This window comes from Microbacterium sp. MYb45, assembly GCF_002979655.1.
In the GTDB taxonomy this organism is placed as follows: domain Bacteria; phylum Actinomycetota; class Actinomycetes; order Actinomycetales; family Microbacteriaceae; genus Microbacterium.
In genome coordinates this window covers 41,149-60,889 of record NZ_PCPG01000013.1, presented here as the reverse complement: position 1 = coordinate 60,889, position 19,741 = coordinate 41,149, and the positions used below count along the sequence as shown (strand labels likewise).

At 69.6% G+C, this 19,741-nt stretch carries 18 protein-coding genes and 1 riboswitch; of the genes, 14 read left to right on the top strand and 4 right to left on the bottom strand.

Annotation, left to right across the window (positions count from 1 at the left end; all coding sequences use genetic code 11):
- The first annotated feature begins 59 nt into the window (after window positions 1–59).
- The 8 genes from CQ034_RS16185 to CQ034_RS16150 all read left to right on the top strand — a co-directional run bounded on the left by CQ034_RS16185 (window position 60) and on the right by CQ034_RS16150 (window position 7,936).
- On the top strand, window positions 60–1,580 hold the full coding sequence (locus CQ034_RS16185) for a fumarylacetoacetate hydrolase family protein (protein WP_105711864.1): 1,521 nt from the start codon (window positions 60–62) through the stop codon (window positions 1,578–1,580).
- Window positions 1,577–2,260: a GntR family transcriptional regulator gene (locus CQ034_RS16180; protein WP_029262336.1), complete on the top strand. Its 684-nt coding sequence runs from the start codon at window positions 1,577–1,579 to the stop codon at window positions 2,258–2,260. Before CQ034_RS16185 ends, CQ034_RS16180 begins: the two co-directional genes overlap by 4 nt.
- Window positions 2,257–3,753, top strand: a complete 1,497-nt coding sequence (gene hpaE, locus CQ034_RS16175; protein ID WP_105711863.1) for a 5-carboxymethyl-2-hydroxymuconate semialdehyde dehydrogenase — start codon at window positions 2,257–2,259, stop codon at window positions 3,751–3,753. Before CQ034_RS16180 ends, hpaE begins: the two co-directional genes overlap by 4 nt.
- 33 nt (window positions 3,754–3,786) lie before the next feature.
- The gene (gene hpaD / locus CQ034_RS16170) at window positions 3,787–4,950 is read left to right on the top strand and encodes a 3,4-dihydroxyphenylacetate 2,3-dioxygenase (RefSeq protein ID WP_029262334.1); all 1,164 of its coding nucleotides are present in this window, start codon (window positions 3,787–3,789) and stop codon (window positions 4,948–4,950) included.
- A 9-nt stretch (window positions 4,951–4,959) separates the two neighbouring features.
- Window positions 4,960–5,745, top strand: coding sequence for a fumarylacetoacetate hydrolase family protein (locus CQ034_RS16165; RefSeq protein WP_105711862.1), 786 nt, complete (start codon window positions 4,960–4,962; stop codon window positions 5,743–5,745).
- Window positions 5,730–6,530: an HpcH/HpaI aldolase/citrate lyase family protein gene (locus CQ034_RS16160; protein WP_105711861.1), complete on the top strand. Its 801-nt coding sequence runs from the start codon at window positions 5,730–5,732 to the stop codon at window positions 6,528–6,530. Before CQ034_RS16165 ends, CQ034_RS16160 begins: the two co-directional genes overlap by 16 nt.
- Before the next feature lie 62 nt (window positions 6,531–6,592).
- Window positions 6,593–7,312, top strand: coding sequence for a DUF6882 domain-containing protein (locus CQ034_RS16155; RefSeq protein WP_105711860.1), 720 nt, complete (start codon window positions 6,593–6,595; stop codon window positions 7,310–7,312).
- Window positions 7,313–7,369: 57 nt separating this feature from the next.
- Entirely contained in the window at window positions 7,370–7,936 is a 567-nt protein-coding gene (locus CQ034_RS16150; protein ID WP_105711859.1) for a hypothetical protein, read from the top strand.
- Between the two features lie 85 nt (window positions 7,937–8,021).
- Here the strand turns inward: CQ034_RS16150 and CQ034_RS16145 are convergent, their stop codons facing one another.
- Both CQ034_RS16145 and glyA read right to left on the bottom strand, forming a co-directional pair.
- Window positions 8,022–8,900 carry a bifunctional methylenetetrahydrofolate dehydrogenase/methenyltetrahydrofolate cyclohydrolase gene (locus tag CQ034_RS16145; protein ID WP_105711858.1) on the bottom strand — a complete coding sequence of 293 codons (879 nt, stop codon included), beginning with the start codon at window positions 8,898–8,900 and terminating at the stop codon, window positions 8,022–8,024.
- Window positions 8,897–10,171 carry a serine hydroxymethyltransferase gene (glyA, locus tag CQ034_RS16140; protein ID WP_029262328.1) on the bottom strand — a complete coding sequence of 425 codons (1,275 nt, stop codon included), beginning with the start codon at window positions 10,169–10,171 and terminating at the stop codon, window positions 8,897–8,899. The genes CQ034_RS16145 and glyA overlap by 4 nt, the downstream gene beginning before the upstream one ends.
- Before the next feature lie 40 nt (window positions 10,172–10,211).
- A riboswitch (ZMP/ZTP riboswitch) is annotated at window positions 10,212–10,296 on the bottom strand.
- 107 nt (window positions 10,297–10,403) lie between these two features.
- On the opposite strand from glyA, the gene CQ034_RS16135 reads away from it, so the two are divergent.
- The 6 genes from CQ034_RS16135 (at window position 10,404) to CQ034_RS16110 (ending at window position 17,980) form a co-directional block, all read left to right on the top strand.
- Window positions 10,404–11,915: a family 20 glycosylhydrolase gene (locus CQ034_RS16135; protein ID WP_105711857.1), complete on the top strand. Its 1,512-nt coding sequence runs from the start codon at window positions 10,404–10,406 to the stop codon at window positions 11,913–11,915.
- Window positions 11,912–13,084, top strand: coding sequence for an N-acetylglucosamine-6-phosphate deacetylase (locus CQ034_RS16130; RefSeq protein WP_105711856.1), 1,173 nt, complete (start codon window positions 11,912–11,914; stop codon window positions 13,082–13,084). The genes CQ034_RS16135 and CQ034_RS16130 overlap by 4 nt, the downstream gene beginning before the upstream one ends.
- Window positions 13,085–13,769: 685 nt before the next feature.
- On the top strand, window positions 13,770–15,812 hold the full coding sequence (locus CQ034_RS16125; protein WP_181156354.1) for a sigma-70 family RNA polymerase sigma factor: 2,043 nt from the start codon (window positions 13,770–13,772) through the stop codon (window positions 15,810–15,812).
- A 9-nt stretch (window positions 15,813–15,821) separates the two neighbouring features.
- Window positions 15,822–16,193 (top strand): YrdB family protein, encoded by a 372-nt coding sequence (locus CQ034_RS16120; protein ID WP_029262323.1) that lies wholly within the window; start codon window positions 15,822–15,824, stop codon window positions 16,191–16,193.
- Between the two features lie 22 nt (window positions 16,194–16,215).
- Window positions 16,216–17,580 carry an FAD-binding oxidoreductase gene (locus CQ034_RS16115; protein ID WP_105711854.1) on the top strand — a complete coding sequence of 455 codons (1,365 nt, stop codon included), beginning with the start codon at window positions 16,216–16,218 and terminating at the stop codon, window positions 17,578–17,580.
- The gene (locus CQ034_RS16110; RefSeq protein WP_105711853.1) at window positions 17,573–17,980 is read left to right on the top strand and encodes an NUDIX domain-containing protein; all 408 of its coding nucleotides are present in this window, start codon (window positions 17,573–17,575) and stop codon (window positions 17,978–17,980) included. Before CQ034_RS16115 ends, CQ034_RS16110 begins: the two co-directional genes overlap by 8 nt.
- 16 nt (window positions 17,981–17,996) lie before the next feature.
- Here the strand turns inward: CQ034_RS16110 and nagB are convergent, their stop codons facing one another.
- Entirely contained in the window at window positions 17,997–18,776 is a 780-nt protein-coding gene (gene nagB / locus CQ034_RS16105) for a glucosamine-6-phosphate deaminase (protein WP_105711852.1), read from the bottom strand.
- Entirely contained in the window at window positions 18,769–19,734 is a 966-nt protein-coding gene (locus tag CQ034_RS16100) for an ROK family protein (RefSeq protein ID WP_181156353.1), read from the bottom strand. The genes nagB and CQ034_RS16100 overlap by 8 nt, the downstream gene beginning before the upstream one ends.
- Window positions 19,735–19,741: the final 7 nt, after the last annotated feature.

Sequence of the window (19,741 nt, the reverse complement as noted above, 5' to 3'; positions counted from 1 at the left end):
CGAATACGACGCACAAGGCGTCCTGCACGACCACGCAGACGAGCGCGAGGAGGCGCCCCGTGACGGATACCATCGACCGCCCCGGCAAGATCATCGCGATTCATTTGAGCTATGCCTCCCGCGCCGATCAACGCGGCCGGCGTCCCGCTTCCCCCTCCTATTTCTTCAAGCCGGCCAGCTCCGTCGGCGTCTCGGGCGGTTCGGTCGAACGCCCCGCCGGCACCGAGCTGCTCGCCTTCGAGGGAGAGATCGCCCTCGTGATCGGCACGGCAGCCCGCCGCGTCTCGCTCGACGAGGCCTGGGCGCATGTGGGGTGGCTCACCGCGTCGAACGATCTCGGACTGTACGACCTCCGCGCGAACGACAAGGGCTCGAACGTCCGCTCCAAGGGCGGCGACGGCTACACCCCTCTCGGCCCCGAGCTGATCGATGCCCGCACCGTCGACCCCGCGGCTCTCCGCGTGCGCGCCTGGGTCAACGGCGAACTCCGCCAGGACGACACCACGGCCGGGCTCATCTTCCCGCTCGCGCAACTCGTCGCCGACCTCTCCCAGCACTTCACGCTCGAACCGGGCGATGTGATCCTCACGGGCACCCCTGCCGGCTCCTCGGTCATCGTCCCCGGCGACGTCGTCGAGGTCGAGGTGGATGCTCCCGATGCTCCCGGCGCACCGACCTCCGGCCGTCTGGTCACCACCGTGACCCAGGGCGATGTCCCGTTCGACGGCGACCTCGGCTCACTTCCCGCCGTCGACGACCTGCAGCGCACCGAGGCGTGGGGCTCGGCCGAGGCTGCCGGGCTCGCACCCCCCACCGGTGAGGGGTCGCAGAATGCCGCGCCCGCCCCTGCCGACGCGGCGATTCCTGACCCTTCACGCCTCTCCCCCGAACTGCGAGCCCTGCTCCTCGAAGCTCCGACGGCGGGGCTCTCCGCCCAGCTCCGCAAGCGCGGACACCACTCCTGCTTCATCGACGGGGTGTCGGTGAACATCCCCGGCAGCAAGATCGTCGGCACCGCGAAGACCCTGCGGTTCGTGCCGTTCCGCGAAGACCTGTTCAAGGCCCACGGCGGCGGGTACAACGCCCAGAAGCGGGCGTTCGACGCCGTGGATGACGGCGAGATCATCGTGATCGAGGCCCGCGGCGACGCCACCACGGGCACGCTGGGCGACATCCTCGCCCTTCGCGCGAAGGCCCGCGGCGCTGCCGGCGTCGTGACCGACGGCGGGGTCCGTGACTTCGACGCGGTCGCCGAGATCGGACTCCCCGTGTTCTCGCAGGGCGCGCACCCCTCGGTCCTCGGCCGCAAGCACGTGCCGTGGGACGTGGACGTCACCATCTCCTGCGGCGGCGCGACCGTGCAGCCCGGCGACATCATCGTCGGCGACGGTGACGGCGTGATCGTCATCCCGCCGTCCCTGGCGGCCGAGGTCGCGGCCGACGCCGTGGCGCAGGAGGTCGAAGACGCCTGGATCGCCGAGCAGGTCGCCGCCGGTCACCCGGTCGACGGCCTGTTCCCGCTCAACGCCGAGTGGCGTGCCCGCTATGAGGAGGCCACAGCCCATCGGAGCACCCGATGACGATGACGACGGCCAGCAAGTCCGAGGTCGCGTACGAATGGATCCGCTCGCGCATCACGGGACACATGTTCAGCCCCGGCTACCGGCTGGTGCTGGGCTCGATCGCCGAAGACCTCAAGATGAGCGTCGTCCCCGTGCGCGAGGCGATCCGCCGCCTCGAAGCCGAAGGGCTCGTCACGTTCGAGCGCAATGTCGGAGCGCGGGTGACCCTGGTCGACGAGAGCGAATACGCACACACGATGCAGACGCTCGGCCTCGTCGAGGGGTGCGCCACCGCGCTCTCCGCTCCCCTGCTCGACGAGTCGGCCCTCGAAGAGGCCGCCCGCATCAACGAGCGCATGGCGCAGATGCTCGACCACCTCGACGCCCACGCCTTCACCGAGCTCAACCGCCAGTTCCACTCGGTGCTGTTCGAGCCGTGCCCCAACCCTCATCTGCTCGATCTGGTGCACCGCGGCTGGTCTCGGCTCTCCGGCATCCGCGACACGACCTTCGCGTCGGTCCCCGGACGCGCCCAGCACTCTGTCGAGGAGCACACCCAGATCCTCGAGCTCATCCGCGCGGGCGCCGACCCGCTCGAGATCGAACTCGCCGCCCGCAACCACCGCTGGCGCACGATGGACGCGTTCCTCGACGCCCTGCACACCCGTTCCGCCCAGACGACCGGAGAACACTCATGACCGATTCGCGCATCCCCGCCGACCTCCCCGACCACATCCAGCACTACATCGACGGCGCGTTCGTCGATTCCGTCGACGGCGACACCTTCGACGTGCTCGACCCGGTCACCAACCAGACCTACACGACGGCCGCCGCCGGCAAGAAGGCCGATATCGCGCTCGCCGTCGCCGCCGCCAAGCGCGCCTTCGATGAAGGACCCTGGCCGCGGATGCTCCCCCGCGAGCGCTCGCGCGTGCTGCACCGCATCGCCGACCTCGTCGAGTCCCGCGACGCGCGCCTCGCTGAGCTCGAGTCCTACGACTCCGGTCTTCCGATCACGCAGGCGCTCGGTCAGGCCCGCCGTGCCGCGGAGAACTTCCGCTTCTTCGCCGACCTGATCGTCGCGCAGTCCGACGACGCCTTCAAGGTGCCCGGGCGCCAGATGAACTACGTCAACCGCAAGCCGATCGGCGTCGCCGGGCTCATCACCCCGTGGAACACCCCCTTCATGCTCGAGTCCTGGAAGCTCGGCCCCGCACTGGCGACCGGCAACACGGTCGTGCTCAAGCCCGCCGAATTCACGCCGCTCTCGGCCTCGCTCTGGGCCGGCATCTTCGAAGAGGCAGGTCTCCCCCAGGGTGTCTTCAACCTCGTGAACGGCCTCGGCGAAGACGCGGGCGACGCTCTCGTGAAGCACCCCGACGTGCCGCTCATCTCCTTCACGGGCGAGAGTTCGACCGGCCAGCTGATCTTCGGCAACGCCGCGCCCTTCCTCAAGGGCCTGTCGATGGAGCTCGGCGGCAAGTCCCCCGCCGTCGTCTTCGCCGATGCCGATCTCGAAGCCGCGGTCGATGCCACGATCTTCGGCGTCTTCTCCCTCAACGGCGAGCGCTGCACGGCCGGATCGCGCATCCTCGTCGAGCGTTCGATCTACGAGGAGTTCGTCGAGCGCTACGCGGCGCAGGCGAAGCGCGTCAAGGTCGGCTACCCGCACGATCCGGCCACCGAGGTCGGCGCGCTCGTGCACCCCGAGCACTACGAGAAGGTGATGAGCTACGTCGAGATCGGCAAGACGGAAGGACGTCTGGTCGCCGGCGGCGGTCGCCCCGAGGGCTTCGACGAGGGCAACTTCGTCGCACCGACCGTGTTCGCCGACGTCTCCTCCGACGCCCGGATCTTCCAGGAGGAGATCTTCGGCCCGGTCGTCGCGATCACGCCGTTCGACTCCGACGAGGAGGCGCTGTCCCTCGCGAACAACACCAAGTACGGGCTCGCCGCCTACATCTGGACCAACGACCTCAAGCGCGCACACAACTTCGCGCAGTCGGTCGAGGCCGGCATGGTGTGGCTGAACAGCAACAACGTGCGCGACCTGCGCACTCCGTTCGGCGGTGTGAAGGCCTCGGGCCTCGGTCATGAGGGCGGGTACCGCTCGATCGACTTCTACACCGACCAGCAGAGCGTGCACATCACGCTCGGCGGTGCCCACAACCCGACCTTCGGCAAGAACTGAAACCCGTCTGCCCGATCACGCAAGGACGCTGACATGACACACCGCGAAGACATGACCCTGACCTCCTCCGGCTTCTACGTCTCCCAGGAGGCGCCGATCCACTCGGAGAACCCCGTGGCGACACCGAAGAGCACGCCGCCGGACATCCTCCGCTGCGCGTACATGGAGCTCGTGGTCACCGACCTCGCGGCCTCCCGTCAGTTCTACGTCGACGTGCTGGGTCTCTACGTGACAGCAGAAGACGACGAGGCGCTCTACCTGCGTTCGACGGAGGAGTTCATCCATCACAACCTCGTGCTGCGCAAGGGACCGATCGCCGCGGTCGCCGCCTTCTCCTACCGGGTCCGCACGCCCGAAGACCTCGACCGCGCCGTCGAGTTCTACACGGAGCTCGGCTGCGACGTGCGTCGGAACGAGAACGGCTTCGTCAAGGGCATCGGCGACTCCGTGCGCGTGGTCGATCCGCTCGGCTTCCCGTACGAGTTCTTCTACGCCACCGAGCACGTCGAGCGGATGTCGTGGCGCTATGACCTCCATATCCCGGGCGAATTGGTGCGTCTCGACCACTTCAACCAGGTCACCCCCGACGTGCCGCGCGCGGTCGGCTTCATGCAGGACCTCGGATTCCGGGTCACGGAAGACATCCAGGACGAGGAGGGCACCGTCTACGCCGCGTGGATGCGCCGCAAGCCCACCGTGCACGACACCGCCATGACCGGCGGCGACGGGCCCCGCATGCACCACGTGTGCTTCGCGACGCACGAGAAGCACAACATCCTCGCGATCTGCGACAAGCTCGGCGCGCTCCGCCGCTCCGATGCGATCGAGCGCGGCCCCGGCCGCCACGGCGTCTCGAACGCGTTCTACCTGTACCTGCGCGACCCCGACGGACACCGCGTCGAGGTGTACACGCAGGACTACTACACGGGCGACCCCGACAACCCGGTCGTCACCTGGGACGTGCACGACAACCAGCGCCGCGACTGGTGGGGGAACCCCGTCGTCCCGTCCTGGTACACGGATGCCTCGCTCGTGCTCGACCTCGACGGCAACCCACAGCCGGTCGTCGCCCGCACCGACTCCAGCGAGATGGCGGTGACCATCGGCGCCGACGGCTTCTCGTACACCCGCGCCGAGGACGACAAGGACATGCCCGAGTACAAGCAGGGCGAGTACAAGCTCGGCCACCAGCTCTAGGAGGCACCGATGCTGTCAGACGAGACCATCTCGGCGATCGCGGCGGAGCTCGCCGAAGCCGATCGCACGCACAGCGTGATCCCGCGCATCACCGCACGGTACCCGGAGGCGACGGTCGAGGACTCGTATGCGATCCAGGGGGTCTGGCGCGACCAGAACCTCGCGGCGGGTCGTCGGCTCGTCGGACGCAAGATCGGGCTGACGTCCAAGGCGATGCAGCAGGCGACGGGCATCACCGAGCCGGACTACGGCGTGATGTTCGACGACACGGTCTACGAGTCCGGCGCCGAGATCCCGGTGGACCACTTCTCGAACGTGCGCATCGAGGTCGAGCTGGCCTTCGTGCTGAAGAGCCCACTGGAAGGCCCCGACTGCACTCTCGAAGACGCCCTCGCGGCGATCGACTATGCCGTGCCGGCCCTCGAGGTGCTCAACTCGCACATCGAGCTGGAGGGTCGGACGATCGTCGACACGATCAGCGACAACGCCGCGTACGGGGCGATGGTGCTCGGCACGGTCCACAAGCGCCCCGATGAGATCGACCTGCGCTGGGTACCGGGCGTCCTGTCCCGCAACGGCGAGATCGAGGAGACCGGCGTCGCCGCCGGAGTGCTCGGCCATCCGGCCACCGGCGTGGCCTGGCTCGCGAACAAGTTCCATCAGCACGGCGCGCGTCTCGAAGCAGGCGAGATCATCCTGGCAGGATCGTTCACGCGCCCGATGTGGGTGTCGCGTGGCGATGAAGTGCTGTGCGATTACGGACCGATGGGAACAATCGCATGCCGCTTCGTCTAGACCCCTCCTTCCGCGAACAGCTCGCGGACTCCGATCACCCGTTCGTGGGCATGTGGGTCTGCTCCGGCAGCCCGCTTCTCGCGGAGGTCGCTGCAGGGTCCGGGCTCGACTGGCTGCTGATCGACATGGAGCACTCGGCGAACACGCTCGACTCCGTGCTGCAGCAGCTGCAGGCCGTCGCCGCCTATCCGATCGCCCCGCTCGTGCGCGTGCCGTCGAACGACACGGTCGCGATCAAGCAGATCCTCGATCTCGGGGCGCAGAATCTTATCGTCCCGATGGTCTCCTCAGCCGATGAGGCCCGCGCCGCCGTGGCCGCCACCCGCTACCCGCCGGAGGGCGTACGCGGAGTGGGAAGCGCCCTGGCCCGCAGCGCCCGGTGGAACCGCGTCGATCGGTATCTGCAGGAGTCCGCGCAGCACGTCTCGCTGACCGTGCAGATCGAGACGGCTGCAGGGGTCGAGGCCGCCGCCGACATCGCCGCGATCGACGGCGTGGATGCCGTCTTCGTCGGACCGTCCGACCTGTCGGCATCGATGGGACTCCTCGGTCAGCAGACGCATCCCGATGTGACGGCCTCCGTCGAGAAGGTGTTCGCCGCGGTCAAGGCCGCGGGCAAGGCCGTCGGCGTGAACGCGTTCGACCCCGCCGCCGCTGATGCCTACCTCGCCGCGGGCGCGGACTTCGTGGCCGTGGGTGCGGATGTCGCCCTGCTGGCCCGCGCATCCGAGGCGCTGGCGGCGCGATTCATCGCCGCGGACGGGGCGGCGCGCGCCAGCTACTGAGCCGCTCACACGAACGGTGTGCGAGCTAGCGGATTCATAGCATTTCCGGCGAGACTGTCGGCATGACCTTCGCCGCGCTCCAGCCCCTCGCCGACCGTGCCGCCCTCTTCGTCGCACTCCGACAGGAAGCCCTCTCCGCCGCCGCCGACGCGCTCGGTGAGCACCGCTGGGACGCGGACATGGCCGCCGGCACGCTCACCTTCACGGCGAACGACGACCCCTCGAGGCAGCTCGTCGCCCGCGCGCATCTGATCGCGACGATCGCGCCAGGACCCCGTTCGCTGCTGTGGGCCTGGGCGCACCCCAACGGGGACCCGCAGGGCGTCGCCGCTCAGCTGCACGCATACGGCGCCGAGCACGGCATCGCGGAGTTGACGAACTCGGAAGTGCCGTTCCCCGAGGGCGCGGGCGACGACGACTGGATCGCGCAGGCGGCGCACACCATCGGCGGCGTCGCCGTCGAGCTGACCGGACGCTCCCCGTACTACTCCGCGCCCGTCGGCAACGGCACCCGCGCGGTGTTCCTGCTCGACGCACCGCTCGCACCGCTCACCGTCGCCGACGCGGTCGTCGCCCTCCCCCGTGTGCTCGCCGGAGCAGACCTGCCCGACGCCCGCACCGCGGTCTGGGACCTCGCCCGACTCGCCGGCTGGACCCTGACCTGGACCGACGAGGCCTTCTCGGGCGCGTCCGTGTCGGACACCACCGGCACGGCGACGTTCCGCTTCGACGAGCAGGCCCGCATCAGCGGCATCGAGAGCACGCTGCACCCACAGGGCTGACCGCGCGGGGCGGCCGCTCCGCATCCGCGTCACCGCGATCTGTGGGATTCTGGTCGCATGAAGAACGGAATCGTCCGGTTCGCCGCGCTCTACGTGTTCAACGTCGCGGTGCTGCTCCTGATCGGTCTGCTGCTGCCCGGCGTCTCCGTCGGGTTCAATGCCCTGTGGGCATCGGTCATCCTGACCCTTGCGGCACTCTTCGTGAAGCCGCTGATCGCCGGTGCCTTCCGCAAGTCCGCCGCGAAGTCGGCCGCGGAGCGCACCAAGACCGGCGAGAAGATCGTCCAGTACGTGCTCGTCTACCTCGTCGAGCTCATCGTCTGGGTGCTCACGGTGTGGCTGAGCGGCGTGCGCGCCTCGGGTTTCTGGGCGTTCGTGCTGCCGCCGCTCGCCCTGCTGTTCGGCTGGATGATCTACGACCAGATCGACGACCGGATGCGGGCCAAGGCCGCGGAGATCTACGACTCCGTGCAGGCGCGGGTGACGGGCGGACGCTCGAAGTCCGCACCCGCGACGGCCTCCACGACGGCCGCACCCGAGTCCCCCGAGACGACCGCGGCCCGCGACGAGCTCAACGACGGGCTCACGCCCGAGCAGCGACGGATGCTCGACGAACTCGGCTGACCGGCCTCACCTCGCAGTCAAACGACGATGTCGCAGGAATCTCACGGATTCCTGCGACATCGTGCGTATCTGCGGCGACCGGCGGCTACACGACCCGCTCGGCGGCCTCGACGACATTCGTCATGAGCAGGGCGACCGTCATCGGCCCCACACCGCCGGGGTTCGGCGAGATGTAACCAGCGACATCCGCGACGCCGGGGGCGACGTCACCGAAGACCAGGCTCTTGCCGGTCTCCGGGTGCGTCTCGCGCGTCACGCCGACGTCGAGCACGGCGGCACCGGGCTTGACGTCCTCGGCGCGGATCAGGTGCTTGACGCCGGCCGCAGCCACGATCACGTCCGCCTCACGCAGGTACCGCGGCATGTCGACGGTGCCGGTGTGCGTCAGCGTGACCGTCGCGTTGAGGTCGCGGCGAGTGAGCAGCAGCCCGATGGAACGGCCGATGGTGACGCCGCGCCCGACCACGACCACGTGCTTGCCCTTGAGGTCGTAGTCGTTGCGCAGCAGCAGCTCGATCACGCCGCGCGGCGTGCAGGGCAGCGGCGTGTGGATCGGACCGTTGACGTTCAGCACCAGTCGGCCGAGGTTGGTCGGGTGCAGTCCGTCGGCATCCTTCGCCGGATCGATCCGCTCGAGGATGGCGTCGGTGTCGAGGTGCTTCGGCAGCGGCAGCTGCACGATGTAGCCGTGGCACGCGGGGTCGGCGTTGAGCTCGTCGATCAGTGCCTCGACCTCGGCCTGCGTCGCATCCGCCGGCAGCTCGCGCTGGATCGAGTTCATCCCGATCGCCTCGGACTGCCGATGCTTCATGCCGACGTACAGCTGCGATGCCGGGTCTGCACCCACGAGCACCGTCGCGATGCCCGGGGTGACGCCCCGCTCCTTCAGCGCCGCGACGCGTTCCGTGAGTTCGGCACGGATCGCGGCGGAAGCCGCCTTCCCGTCGAGGATCTTCGCCGTCACTGCTGCAGGTCCGGGTAGAGGGGGAACGCGGCGGCCAGGGCGTCGACGCGGGCGCGCAGCGACTCCACATCCGCACCCGGGAGCAGCGCGAGGGCGATGATGTCGGCGACCTCGGTGAACTCGGCGTCACCGAAGCCGCGGGTCGCGAGCGCCGGCGTGCCGACGCGCAGACCCGAGGTCACCATCGGCGGACGCGGGTCGTTCGGAACGGCGTTGCGGTTCACGGTGATGTGGATGTCGTGCAGCAGGTCTTCCGCCTGCTTGCCGTCGATCTCGGCGTCGCGCAGGTCGACCAGCACCAGGTGCACGTCGGTGCCGCCCGAGCGCACCGCGATGCCGGCATCCTTCACGTCCTGCTGCGAAAGGCGCTCGGCGATGAGCTTCGCTCCGCGCAGCACGCGCTCCTGGCGCTCCTTGAATTCCGGGGTGCCGGCGAGCTTGAACGCGGTCGCCTTGGCGGCGATCACGTGCATCAACGGTCCGCCCTGCTGGCCCGGGAAGACCGCGGTGTTGATCTTCTTGGCGAGCTCGGCGTCGTTCGTGAGGATGAAGCCCGAGCGCGGGCCACCGATGGTCTTGTGCACGGTCGAGGAGACGACGTGGGCGTGCGGAACCGGGTTCGGGTGCAGACCCGCGGCGACCAGACCGGCGAAGTGCGCCATGTCCACCCAGAGCAGCGCGCCGACCTCATCGGCGATCTCGCGGAAAGCCGCGAAGTCCATGGTGCGCGGGTAGGCCGACCAGCCGGCGATGATGACCTTGGGCTTGTGCTCGATCGCGAGGCGGCGGACCTCCGCCATGTCGATGGTCGAGGTCTCGGGGTCGACACCGTACGCGACGATGTCGTAGAGCCGGCCGGAGAAGTTGATCTTCATGCCGTGCGTGAGGTGGCCGCCCTGGTCGAGCGACAGACCGAGCAGGGTGTCGCCGGGGCGGGCGATCGCGTGCAGGACCGCGGCGTTCGCCGACGCGCCGGAGTGCGGCTGCACGTTCGCGAACTCGGCGCCGAAAAGGCTCTTCGCCCGCTCGATCGCGAGGGACTCCGCGACGTCGACCTCTTCGCAGCCACCGTAGTAGCGGCGGCCGGGGTATCCCTCGGCGTACTTGTTCGTGAGCACGGAACCCTGCGACTGCAGGATCGAGACGGGAACGAAGTTCTCCGAGGCGATCATCTCGAGGAAGGTCTGCTGACGCTTCAGCTCACGGTCGAGGACCTGTGCGATCTCGGGGTCGACCTCGGCGAGCGGGGCGTTGAAGTAACGGTCGGTCATGGTGACATGCTCCTTTGACGACGGATTCGAAAGGGGTGTTCCTATCGGCCCAGGCGCGCGGTCGAATTCCGTGGTCAGTCGCTCCCCGGTGGTAGTCCACCCAGACGCCAGTCGCGACGGTTACGAGCATAGCGGATGCCCGAGGCGGCGAACGCGGAGACATGGCCACCCCACCACAGAATCGATTCGATTCCCCGTTCCGTTGAGGGGCCGCGGCAGGTAGGTTTTGTTCATGGTCCTTCCTCATCCCCTTCCTCTCGTGCCCGTGCCCGTCTCCGCCGCCGCACGAGAAGGGCGGATGCCCGTCACCGCGACGACGCGCGTGCTCGGCTCCTCCCCCGCCGCCGCCCAACTGATCGACGCGGTGGAGCGCCGCACCGGCATCCGCCTCTCCGTCGCCGACGGGGCCCCCGCCGAGATCGAGCTGTTCGTCGACCCGAATTCGTCGGCGCCGGAGGCCTACACGCTCGAGATCGGTGAGCGGGCCGTCGTCGTCGGCGCCGATGAGGCCGGCCTCTTCTACGGCGTGCAGACACTGCTGCAACTGCTCCGGCAGGACGACTCCGGCTGGGCGCTCCTCGGCGCCGACATCGCCGACTCCCCCCGCTTCGCCCGGCGCGGCGTGATGCTCGACGTGGCCCGGCACTTCTTCGGCGTCGACGACGTCAAGAAGTTCATCGACAGCACGAGCGCACTCAAACTCAACCATCTGCACCTCCACCTCAGCGACGACCAGGGGTGGCGTGTGCACATCGACTCCTGGCCGCGACTCACGGAGCTGTCGGCCGGCACGTCGGCGAACGGCGACCCTGGCGGCTTCTACACGAAGGACGACTACCGGGAGATCGTCGCGTACGCCGCATCCCGGCACATGATCGTGATCCCCGAGATCGACCTCCCCGGTCACACGCACGCGATCGGCGTCGCCTACCCGGAGCTCGTCGAGGAGCCGGTCATGAACGACAACCTGATCGCGGATTCGGAACGCCTCGGCCAGGCGCTGCCGGTCGCCGGCGAGAGCTACCTGGGCTGGGGCGTCGGACACTCCAGCGTGCGCATCCACGAGGAGCGCACGTACGACTTCGTGCGCGACGTCGTCCGTGAGCTGGCCGAGATGACACCCGGTCCGTACATCCACATCGGCGGCGACGAGTCGCTCGGCACGCCCCAGGCGGACTTCGACCTGTTCGCCGAGCGCGCCACCGCGATCGTGGTCGACGCGGGCAAGACACCGGTCGCCTGGCATGAGATGGGATCGGCGGCGAACATCGCCGAGGGTACGGTCGGGCAGTACTGGGGCAAGACGACCCCGGAGGGCGCCCATGCGGAAGAGGCCGCGCACTTCGTCGAGCGCGGCGGCGCACTGATCATGTCCGCGGCCGACGTCACCTACCTCGACATGAAGTACACCGAGGACTTCCCCCTGGGACTCACCTGGGCCGCGATCATCGACGTCCGCTCCGCCTACGAGTGGGAGCCGACCGCGGTCCTCGACGTGCCGGATGCCGCGATCCTCGGCGTCGAAGCGCCGCTGTGGTCCGAGACCACGCGCACACTCGGCGACGTCGAGCAACTGGTCTTCCCCCGCGTGGCCGCCCAGGCGGAGGTGGCATGGTCGCCGCAGCACGCTCCCGAGCGGGTGTGGGAGTCCTTCCGCGAGCGGGTCGGAGCGCTCGCCCCGCTGTGGAAGGCTGAGGGGGTCGATTTCCACCCCGCAGACGAGATCCCCTGGAGCGAACGTTGAGCACCCACTCCTCCGCGACCGGTTCACTGGTCGTCCATTCGGCCAGGATCGTCGATCGCGGCGAGATCACCGAAGACGGCTGGGTCCGCATCGAGAACGGCGCCGTCACGGCTCGCGGCACCGGCGCCGACTGGTCGCCCGCCGATGAGGTCGTCGACGCCGCGGCGGATGCCGGACCCGGCGCCCTGTTCACCCCGGGGTTCATCGACATCCATGGACACGGCGGTGCCGGTGCATCGTTCGACGACGGGGTGGAGGCGATCCGCACCGGGCGCGGTCTGCATCGCGCGCACGGCACCACCCGGGCGGTCGTGTCGCTCGTGACGGCGTCGATCGACGCGCTCGCGCGCAACGTCGCCGCGATCGCCGACCTGACCGAGACCGACGCGGACATCCTCGGTTCGCACCTCGAAGGACCCTTCCTCGACCCGGGCCACCACGGCGCGCACGAGCCCGCGCTTCTGCGCCACCCGGTTGCGGCCGACGTCGCGCGTCTGCTCGACGCGGGCCGCGGCACGGTCCGGCAGGTGACGATCGCGCCGGAGCTTCCGGGCGGACTCGACGCGATCCGGCAGATCGTGGCCGCCGGATCCGCGGCAGCCGTGGGACACACCGATGCCGACGCGGCGATGGCGGTCGCCGCATTCGAGGCCGGCGCGTCGATCCTCACCCACGCGTTCAATGCCATGCCCGGCATCCACCATCGCGCTCCCGGACCGGTACTCGCGGCCGCCGCAGATCATCGTGTGGTGCTGGAGGCGATCGCCGACAACGTGCACCTCGACCCGCACGTCATCAAGCTCGTGTTCGATTCCGCCCCGGGCCGAGTGGCTCTCATCACCGACGCCATGGCCGCGGCCGGAAGCGCCGACGGCCACTACGACCTCGGAGCGGTGAGCGTCACGGTCGAGAACGGCGTCGCCCGAACCGACGACACCGGTTCGATCGCCGGGTCGACCCTCACTCAGGATGTCGCGCTGCGACGCACGGTGGCCGCCGGCGTGGACGTCGCTGAAGCCGTGCGGGCCCTCACCGAGACGCCGGCGCGGGCGATCGGCCGCTCCACCGAACTCGGCGGGCTCCGGGTCGGGATGCTCGGAGATGCCGTACTGCTGGATGCCGAGCTGCGCGTCGCACGAGTGTGGTCAGGACCACGGCTGCACGCCTAGAGGCAGCAGAGCATCGCGCGACGCGCAACCCTGCGCTCTCCGGTCGTTCAGGTTCGGGTGGGGGGCCGCCGGTCCCCAGATCGACGGCCCCGTTCCCCTCTCAGAGCCGGTGGCCGGGCTCTCCTCCCCCGAGGATCCCGACCGACCGCTGCCTGAATCCCGCCCCCCGGAGGAATTCGTACGGCTGTCTCTATGGGATGAGACGGCATCCCCACCGATTCATTACGCGACTTCTCGAAAATCTTCGGAAAGCCACCCCGGTCCGAGGACCGATCCACGCGGGAGGCCGCCGGTCCCCAGATCGGCGGTCTCTTCCTCGTGTGCAGAGCTGGGGGGCCGGGCTCTCCTCCCCCGAGGATCCCGACCCGCCCGACCGGTGCATGTCCTTCACACCAGCACCTGAACTCCGCCCCCCGGTGGAGTTCGTACGGCTGTCTCTATGGGATGAGACGGCGACCCCTCGGGTTCATTACGCGACTTCGGAAAAAAGTTCGTGCCGCCGTGCTCCCGCGGGCCGTGGGCTCCCCGTCGGCCTGGCGGGATCCCGTATATCTGTTCAGAATCCGCAGGGAAGGGTGGCTTAGCTGGGAGATTCGCGAGAGAATGATGAAGTCGCGTGATGAGCGGCGCCCTCACGCATCTCACCCTGTAGAGACGTACCTGCGCCCGCGACAGATGGATGATTGTGCACGAAGAGAACACGACTCACGACGAACCGATCGGCGACGCCGACCTGATCCTGCGAGCCCGCTCGGGCGACACAGGCGCGTTCGGCGAACTCTGGCGTCGCCACTATCCGTCCGGCCTCGCGGTCGCTCGCTCGGTCACCTCCTCGATCGACCCGGACGACCTGGTCCAGGAGGCGTACACCCGCATCTACCAGGCGATCCTCAAGGGCGGCGGTCCCAACGGCTCCTTTCGCGCCTACCTCTTCACGAGCATCCGCAACACTGCCGCAGGATGGGGTCGCGCCCGCCGGGAGACCGCGATCGACGAGCTCGACGCCGTCGCCGACCCCGACACCACCGACCAGGCCGCGAACGAGGCGCTCGATCGGAGCCTCACCGCGCAGGCTTTCCGCAGCCTTCCCTCCCGTTGGCAGGAGGTGCTCTGGTACACCGAGATCGAGCAGATGAAGCCGCAGGAAGTCGGACACCTGCTGGGCATGAAATCCGGCGCGGTGTCGCAGCTGGCGTTCCGCGCTCGCGAAGGTCTCCGCGAGGCCTGGATCCAGGCCCATCTGCGCAGCGCCGACGAAGGCTCCGAATGCCAGTGGACGATCGAGCATCTCGGCGCCTACTCGCGCGGCAACCTCAGCACTCGTGACCACAAGCGCCTCGAGCTGCACCTCGATGAGTGCGCCCGATGCATGATCGTCGCTGCCGAGGCCAAAGACGTCTCCAAGCGCCTCGCCCTCGTGCTGCTCCCGCTCGTGCTCGGCGTCACCGGCGCGGCCGGATACCTTGCGACACTGCAGGGCGCCGGCACTCCCATCGTGGCTCTGGCTGCCATGCCGTCCGGCATCCCCGGAGCGGTGTTCGCCGGAGACCCGACGGGTCCGGCAGCGACGGGCATCGCCTCCTCGGGTGGCGGGACCGGGTCGGGTGGCGCTGCCGGCGGCGGTGCGACCGCAGGAGCGGGCTCGACCGGTGGCGCGTTGACGGGGATCGGCGCCCTCGTCGGCGCGGGCTCCGCTGCGCTGGTCGTCGCGGGAGTCGTCGCCGCGGCCACCATCATTCCTGGACTCGCCGGGGCGGACCCGGCCACATCGCAGCCCAGCGCCGGAGACTCCGACCCGTCGTCGATCACTTCGCAGGTCGGCCCCGACGCCTCGTTGAACCTCGACGAGCCGATCGTCATCGACGAGCCGGAGACCGTGCCGGAAGAGGCGCCGGTCATTCCTCCTGAGGAAGACTCCTCGCCGGCGCAGCCGCGGGAAGACGCCGGCCCGGTCATCGCTCCGCCGGTTCCCCCCGCGACTCCCGTGGATCCCGTGGATCCCGTTGACCCGGTCGATCCCGTGGACCCGGTCGATCCCGTGGACCCGGTCGATCCCGTGGACCCGGTCGATCCTGTGGACCCGGTCGATCCCGTGGATCCGGTGGACCCGGTCGATCCTGTGGACCCTGCGGTCCCGACGGAGGCACCCACCTGGTCCGCTGCGACCATCTGGTTCAGCGGTTTCACCATCCACTACAGCGTGCCGGTCACCGGCGCACCGGGAACGACGGTCGAAGCGCTCCTCGACGGCAGCGGCGGCGGTGGCGACAGCATCGTCCTCGACGACGCGGGCACCGGGACGATCGATCTTCGTCCGAGCTTCTGGCAGGTCGTGGACGCCGACACGACCGTCGTCACGTTCCGCTACGTCCTGGCCGACAAGGTCGGCCCGTCCGCCGACACGACTCTGCTGGCACTCGAATCCGGCCCCGCCGTCGAGGCCGTCCTGCAGGAGGCGGAACAGGCTCTCGAGGGCGACGACACGACGACGGCCGTCACCGCCGCGGAGACGCAGCCGGCTCCCGCCGAGCCCGCACCCGTCGAGCCCGCGCCGGCACCCGTCGAGCCCGCGCCGGCTGCACCCGCACAGGCTGCACCCGCACCGGCCGCACCGGCACCGGTCGCACCTGCTCCCGAGGAGCCGGTCGACTCCGCACCCGCCGCCGACGCGCCCGCCACCGACACCGCCGCCGCCGCACCGGCTGAGGACGCTCCGGCCGCCGAATAGACTGGGTGCATGTCCTCGGATCCCGCACCCGTCCCCGGCGTCGAGCGCCCGACCATCTCCGCTCTCGACGTCGTCCGCACCGTCGTCCTGGTCGCTGCGGTCGCCTCTCTCGCCCTGTGGGGCTTCGCCAGCTGGGACCTCCCCTGGAACGTCATCCTCGGTATCGGTGCGCCGGTGCTCGTGATCCTCGTCTGGGCGCTCTTCCTGTCTCCGCGCCCGGTACTGCGCGTGCACCCGTTCCTCCGCGCCGCCGTGGAGCTGCTGATCTACGTCGGCGTCACGATCGCCTGGTGGTCGATGGGCCAGGCGCTGATCGGCACCGCGTTCGCCCTGGTGGCCGTCGTCGCGGGCGTCCTCAGCGGTCGGCGCGCCCTGTCGTGACCCTGCCGTCGAGCGCGCGGCCATGAGTGTCCTGACACTCCTGAAGGAGTCGCTCGGCGCGCTCGTCGACACCGACGAGGCGGTTCTCGAGCAGGCCAGAGCGGATCGCTCCGGTCATGCCGCCGCCGGACGCCCGATCGCCGTAGTCCACGCGGAACGGGTCGAGCACGTCCAGCAGACCATGCGCATCGCGACGGCCACGCGCACCCCCGTCGTCGTCCGCGGTGCCGGCACCGGACTCGCCGGTGCCGCCAACGCCGGCAGTGGCGAGATCGTGCTGTCCCTGCGGCGGATGACCGCGATCCGCGAGGTGCGACCAGACGATCTGCTCGCGGTCGTCGAACCCGGCATCCTGAACGCCGACCTCAACACGGAGCTCGCGCGGCACGGCCTGTGGTGGGCGCCCGACCCGGCCAGCCGCGACATCTCGACGGTGGGCGGCAACATCGCCACCGGTGCCGGCGGACTGCTCTGCGCAAAATACGGCGTCGTCCGCGATGCCGTGCTGGGCGTCGACCTCGTGCTCGCGGACGGACGGCTTCTGCACCTCGGTCACCGGAGCGTCAAAGGCGTCACCGGCCTCGACCTCACCGCGCTGGTCGTCGGCTCCGAAGGCACGCTGGGTGTCGTGGTGGGAGCGACCCTCAAGCTGCGCAGGCTCGTGCCCGGAGAGACGTGCACGGTCGTCGCCACCTTCCCCGGCGTGCGCGCCGCAGCCTCCGCTTCTGCCGCTGTCACCGCCGCCGGGGTGCAACCGGCGATCATGGAGCTGATGGATGCCGCGAGCCTCACCGCCGTGCACGCGCTCCTCGGTCTCGTCGCCCCGACGCCGGGGGCGGCCCAGCTCACCATCCAGACCGACGGACCCGCCGCCCGTGCCGAGGCCGACGCCATCGCGGAGATCCTCCGTTCCCACGGCGGGGTCACTGTGGTCTCGCACGATCGCGCGGAGGGCGAACAGCTGCTCGCGATCCGCCGATCGATGCACGCGGCGATGGCGTCGCTGGGCACGACGCTCATCGAGGACGTCTCCGTGCCGCGCAGCGCGATGCCCGCCATGTTCGACGAGATCGCGCGCATCGAACGCGAGCACGCGCTCACCATCCCGACGGTGGCGCACGCCGGCGACGGCAATCTGCACCCCAACTTCCTCTTCGAAGGTCCGGACGTGCCGCCCGAGGTGTGGGTCGCGGCGGACGAGCTGTTCCGCGCGGCGATCCGCCTCGGCGGGACCCTGACCGGAGAGCACGGCATCGGCGTGCTGAAGCGCCGCTGGCTCGCCGAAGAGCTCGGTGACGACCAGTGGCAGCTGCAACGGCAGATCGCCGCGGTGTTCGATCCCCTCGGCATCCTCAACCCGGGAAAGGTGTTCAGCCCCGATGCCTGACATCCATGTGAGCGCGGCCGTGATCGTCGATGCCGAAGGCCGGGTGCTGGTCGTCCGCAAGCAGGGCACCACGCGGTTCATGCAGCCGGGAGGCAAGCCCGAGCCGGGCGAATCCGCGGTGCAGACTCTGATCCGCGAGCTCCAGGAAGAGTTGGGACTCACGCTCGACGAGAGTGAGCTTCACCCGCTCGGGACCTTCATCTCCGCGGCCGCGAACGAACCGGGGCACCGTGTCGTCGCTGCGGCCTTCGCGACATCCGTCGACCCCGGAGCCGTCACGGTCCAGGCGGAGCTCGCCGAACTGCGTTGGATCACGCCGGCAGACGTCGCGACACTCCCCCTGGCGCCCCTGAGCGTCGAGCACCTGCTGCCCATCGCCTGGCCCGCGCTGGCGGGCTGAACGCGCCGGGCAGGCGTCAGATGCCCTGCCAGGCCGGCTTGTTCGCGAACGTGTAGCGGTAGTAGTCGGCAAGAGCGAGACGCGATGCCGCAGCCTCATCGACGACGATCGTCGCATGCGGGTGCAGCTGGATGGCGGAGCCCGGAAGGAGCGCGGTGAGCGGTCCCTCGACGGCGCCGGCCACGGCCTCGGCCTTGCCTTCGCCGAAAGCGAGCAGCACCAGGTGCCGCGCCTTCAGGATGGTGCCGAGCCCCTGCGTGATGCAGTGCATCGGCACGTCGTCGATGGAGTCGAAGAAGCGCGCGTTGTCCTCGCGGGTCTGCTCCGTGAGCGTCTTCACCCGGGTGCGCGACGCGAAGGACGACCCCGGCTCGTTGAAGCCGATGTGTCCGTCGGTACCGATCCCGAGGATCTGCAGGTCGACCCCACCGGCCGCATCGATGGCGACCTCGTAGTCGTCGCCGGCGTGCTGGATCGTCGCGAGAGCGCCGTTGGGAACGTGGATGCGCTGCGGGTCGAGACCGAGTGGTTCGACGACCTCGCGCGTGATCACGGAGCGGTAGCTCTCCGGGTGCGACGGGTCGATGCCGACGTACTCATCGAGCGCGAAGCCGCGCACCTGCGAGACGTCGCGACCCGCGAGCTGCGTGCGCAGCGCCTGGTACACGGGAAGCGGAGTGGATCCGGTCGCCAGCCCCAGCACCGCATCCGCCCGGCGTTCGATCAGCTCGACGATCTCGGTGGCGACCAAGGCGCCTGCGGCCTCGGCATTCTCGACGATGACGACCTCAGCCATGCGGGACGATCTCCTTCTCGGTGATGGATGCGCCGACCAGTGCGGCGCCGAAAGCGGCAGCGGGAGACCCGGCCGGAAGCAGTTCGATTCTCTCATCCAGGCGGAGGGACCGCATGAACGGCGACGCGTCGGCGCCGGCATGCAGCGCCGCACGCACGCCGGCCTCCAGGCGGTCGCCGAGAGCCGTGAGTCCTCCTCCGATGACGACGGTCTCGACGTCGGCCGAGAGCACGAGCACACGAACGGCGGCGGCAGCGCCGTGGAACAGGTCCTCTCGGAGCGCGAGAGCGAGCGGATCGCCGGCGTCCGCGGCGTCGAAGATGTCTCTGATCGGCAGCGCGCCCGGGCGACCCCAGGCCTTGGCGAGCGCTCCGCCGCCGCAGAACGTCTCGACGCAGCCGTGCTGACCGCATCCGCACAGGCGTCCCTTCGGATCGACCGAGAGGTGCCCCACTTCCCCGGCTGTGCCACGGGCCCCGCGCCAGATGCGGCCGTCGATCACGATGCCGGCGGCGACGCCGGTGCCGAGGTTGAGATATGCCATCGACCCGGTAACCCCGCTCAGGGCCGCCGCACCGAGTGCGGCCGCCTTCACATCGTTCTCCACACGGAACGGCATGCCGAGCGCCTGTTCGGCACGGTCGGCGAGATCGAGGGATTCCACGCCGAGGTTGACCGCATGATCGACGCGGCCGGCGTCGGCGTCGACCAGCCCGGGGATGCCGATTCCGACGGAGCCGATGTCCGACAGCGACAATCCGACGTCATCGGCGAGCCCGCTGACAGCCGTCACGATGCTCTCGACGACGGCATCGTCTCCCCAGCCGGTGACCCGGCGGAGTCGGCCGATGATCTCCCCGGAAGGGTCTACAGCCACGGCGTCGATCTTGGTACCGCCGACGTCCAGGCCCACTCGAATCCGCCGACCGGCGGGGTCGGCAGCACGCGCATCACTCATCGGATGC

Excerpts from the sequence above, each read along its gene's own strand:
- hpaD (WP_029262334.1), top strand. The coding sequence starts at position 3,787 with ATGACACACCGCGAAGACATGACCCTGACCTCCTCCGGCTTCTACGTC.
- CQ034_RS16115 (WP_105711854.1), top strand. The coding sequence starts at position 16,216 with ATGAGTGTCCTGACACTCCTGAAGGAGTCGCTCGGCGCGCTCGTCGAC.
- CQ034_RS16135 (WP_105711857.1), top strand. The coding sequence starts at position 10,404 with ATGGTCCTTCCTCATCCCCTTCCTCTCGTGCCCGTGCCCGTCTCCGCC.
- CQ034_RS16155 (WP_105711860.1), top strand. The coding sequence starts at position 6,593 with ATGACCTTCGCCGCGCTCCAGCCCCTCGCCGACCGTGCCGCCCTCTTC.
- CQ034_RS16120 (WP_029262323.1), top strand. The coding sequence starts at position 15,822 with ATGTCCTCGGATCCCGCACCCGTCCCCGGCGTCGAGCGCCCGACCATC.
- CQ034_RS16150 (WP_105711859.1), top strand. The coding sequence starts at position 7,370 with ATGAAGAACGGAATCGTCCGGTTCGCCGCGCTCTACGTGTTCAACGTC.
- CQ034_RS16180 (WP_029262336.1), top strand. The coding sequence starts at position 1,577 with ATGACGATGACGACGGCCAGCAAGTCCGAGGTCGCGTACGAATGGATC.
- glyA (WP_029262328.1), bottom strand. The coding sequence starts at position 10,171 with ATGACCGACCGTTACTTCAACGCCCCGCTCGCCGAGGTCGACCCCGAG.
- CQ034_RS16165 (WP_105711862.1), top strand. The coding sequence starts at position 4,960 with ATGCTGTCAGACGAGACCATCTCGGCGATCGCGGCGGAGCTCGCCGAA.
- nagB (WP_105711852.1), bottom strand. The coding sequence starts at position 18,776 with ATGGCTGAGGTCGTCATCGTCGAGAATGCCGAGGCCGCAGGCGCCTTG.
- CQ034_RS16100 (WP_181156353.1), bottom strand. The coding sequence starts at position 19,734 with ATGAGTGATGCGCGTGCTGCCGACCCCGCCGGTCGGCGGATTCGAGTG.
- CQ034_RS16110 (WP_105711853.1), top strand. The coding sequence starts at position 17,573 with ATGCCTGACATCCATGTGAGCGCGGCCGTGATCGTCGATGCCGAAGGC.
- hpaE (WP_105711863.1), top strand. The coding sequence starts at position 2,257 with ATGACCGATTCGCGCATCCCCGCCGACCTCCCCGACCACATCCAGCAC.
- CQ034_RS16160 (WP_105711861.1), top strand. The coding sequence starts at position 5,730 with ATGCCGCTTCGTCTAGACCCCTCCTTCCGCGAACAGCTCGCGGACTCC.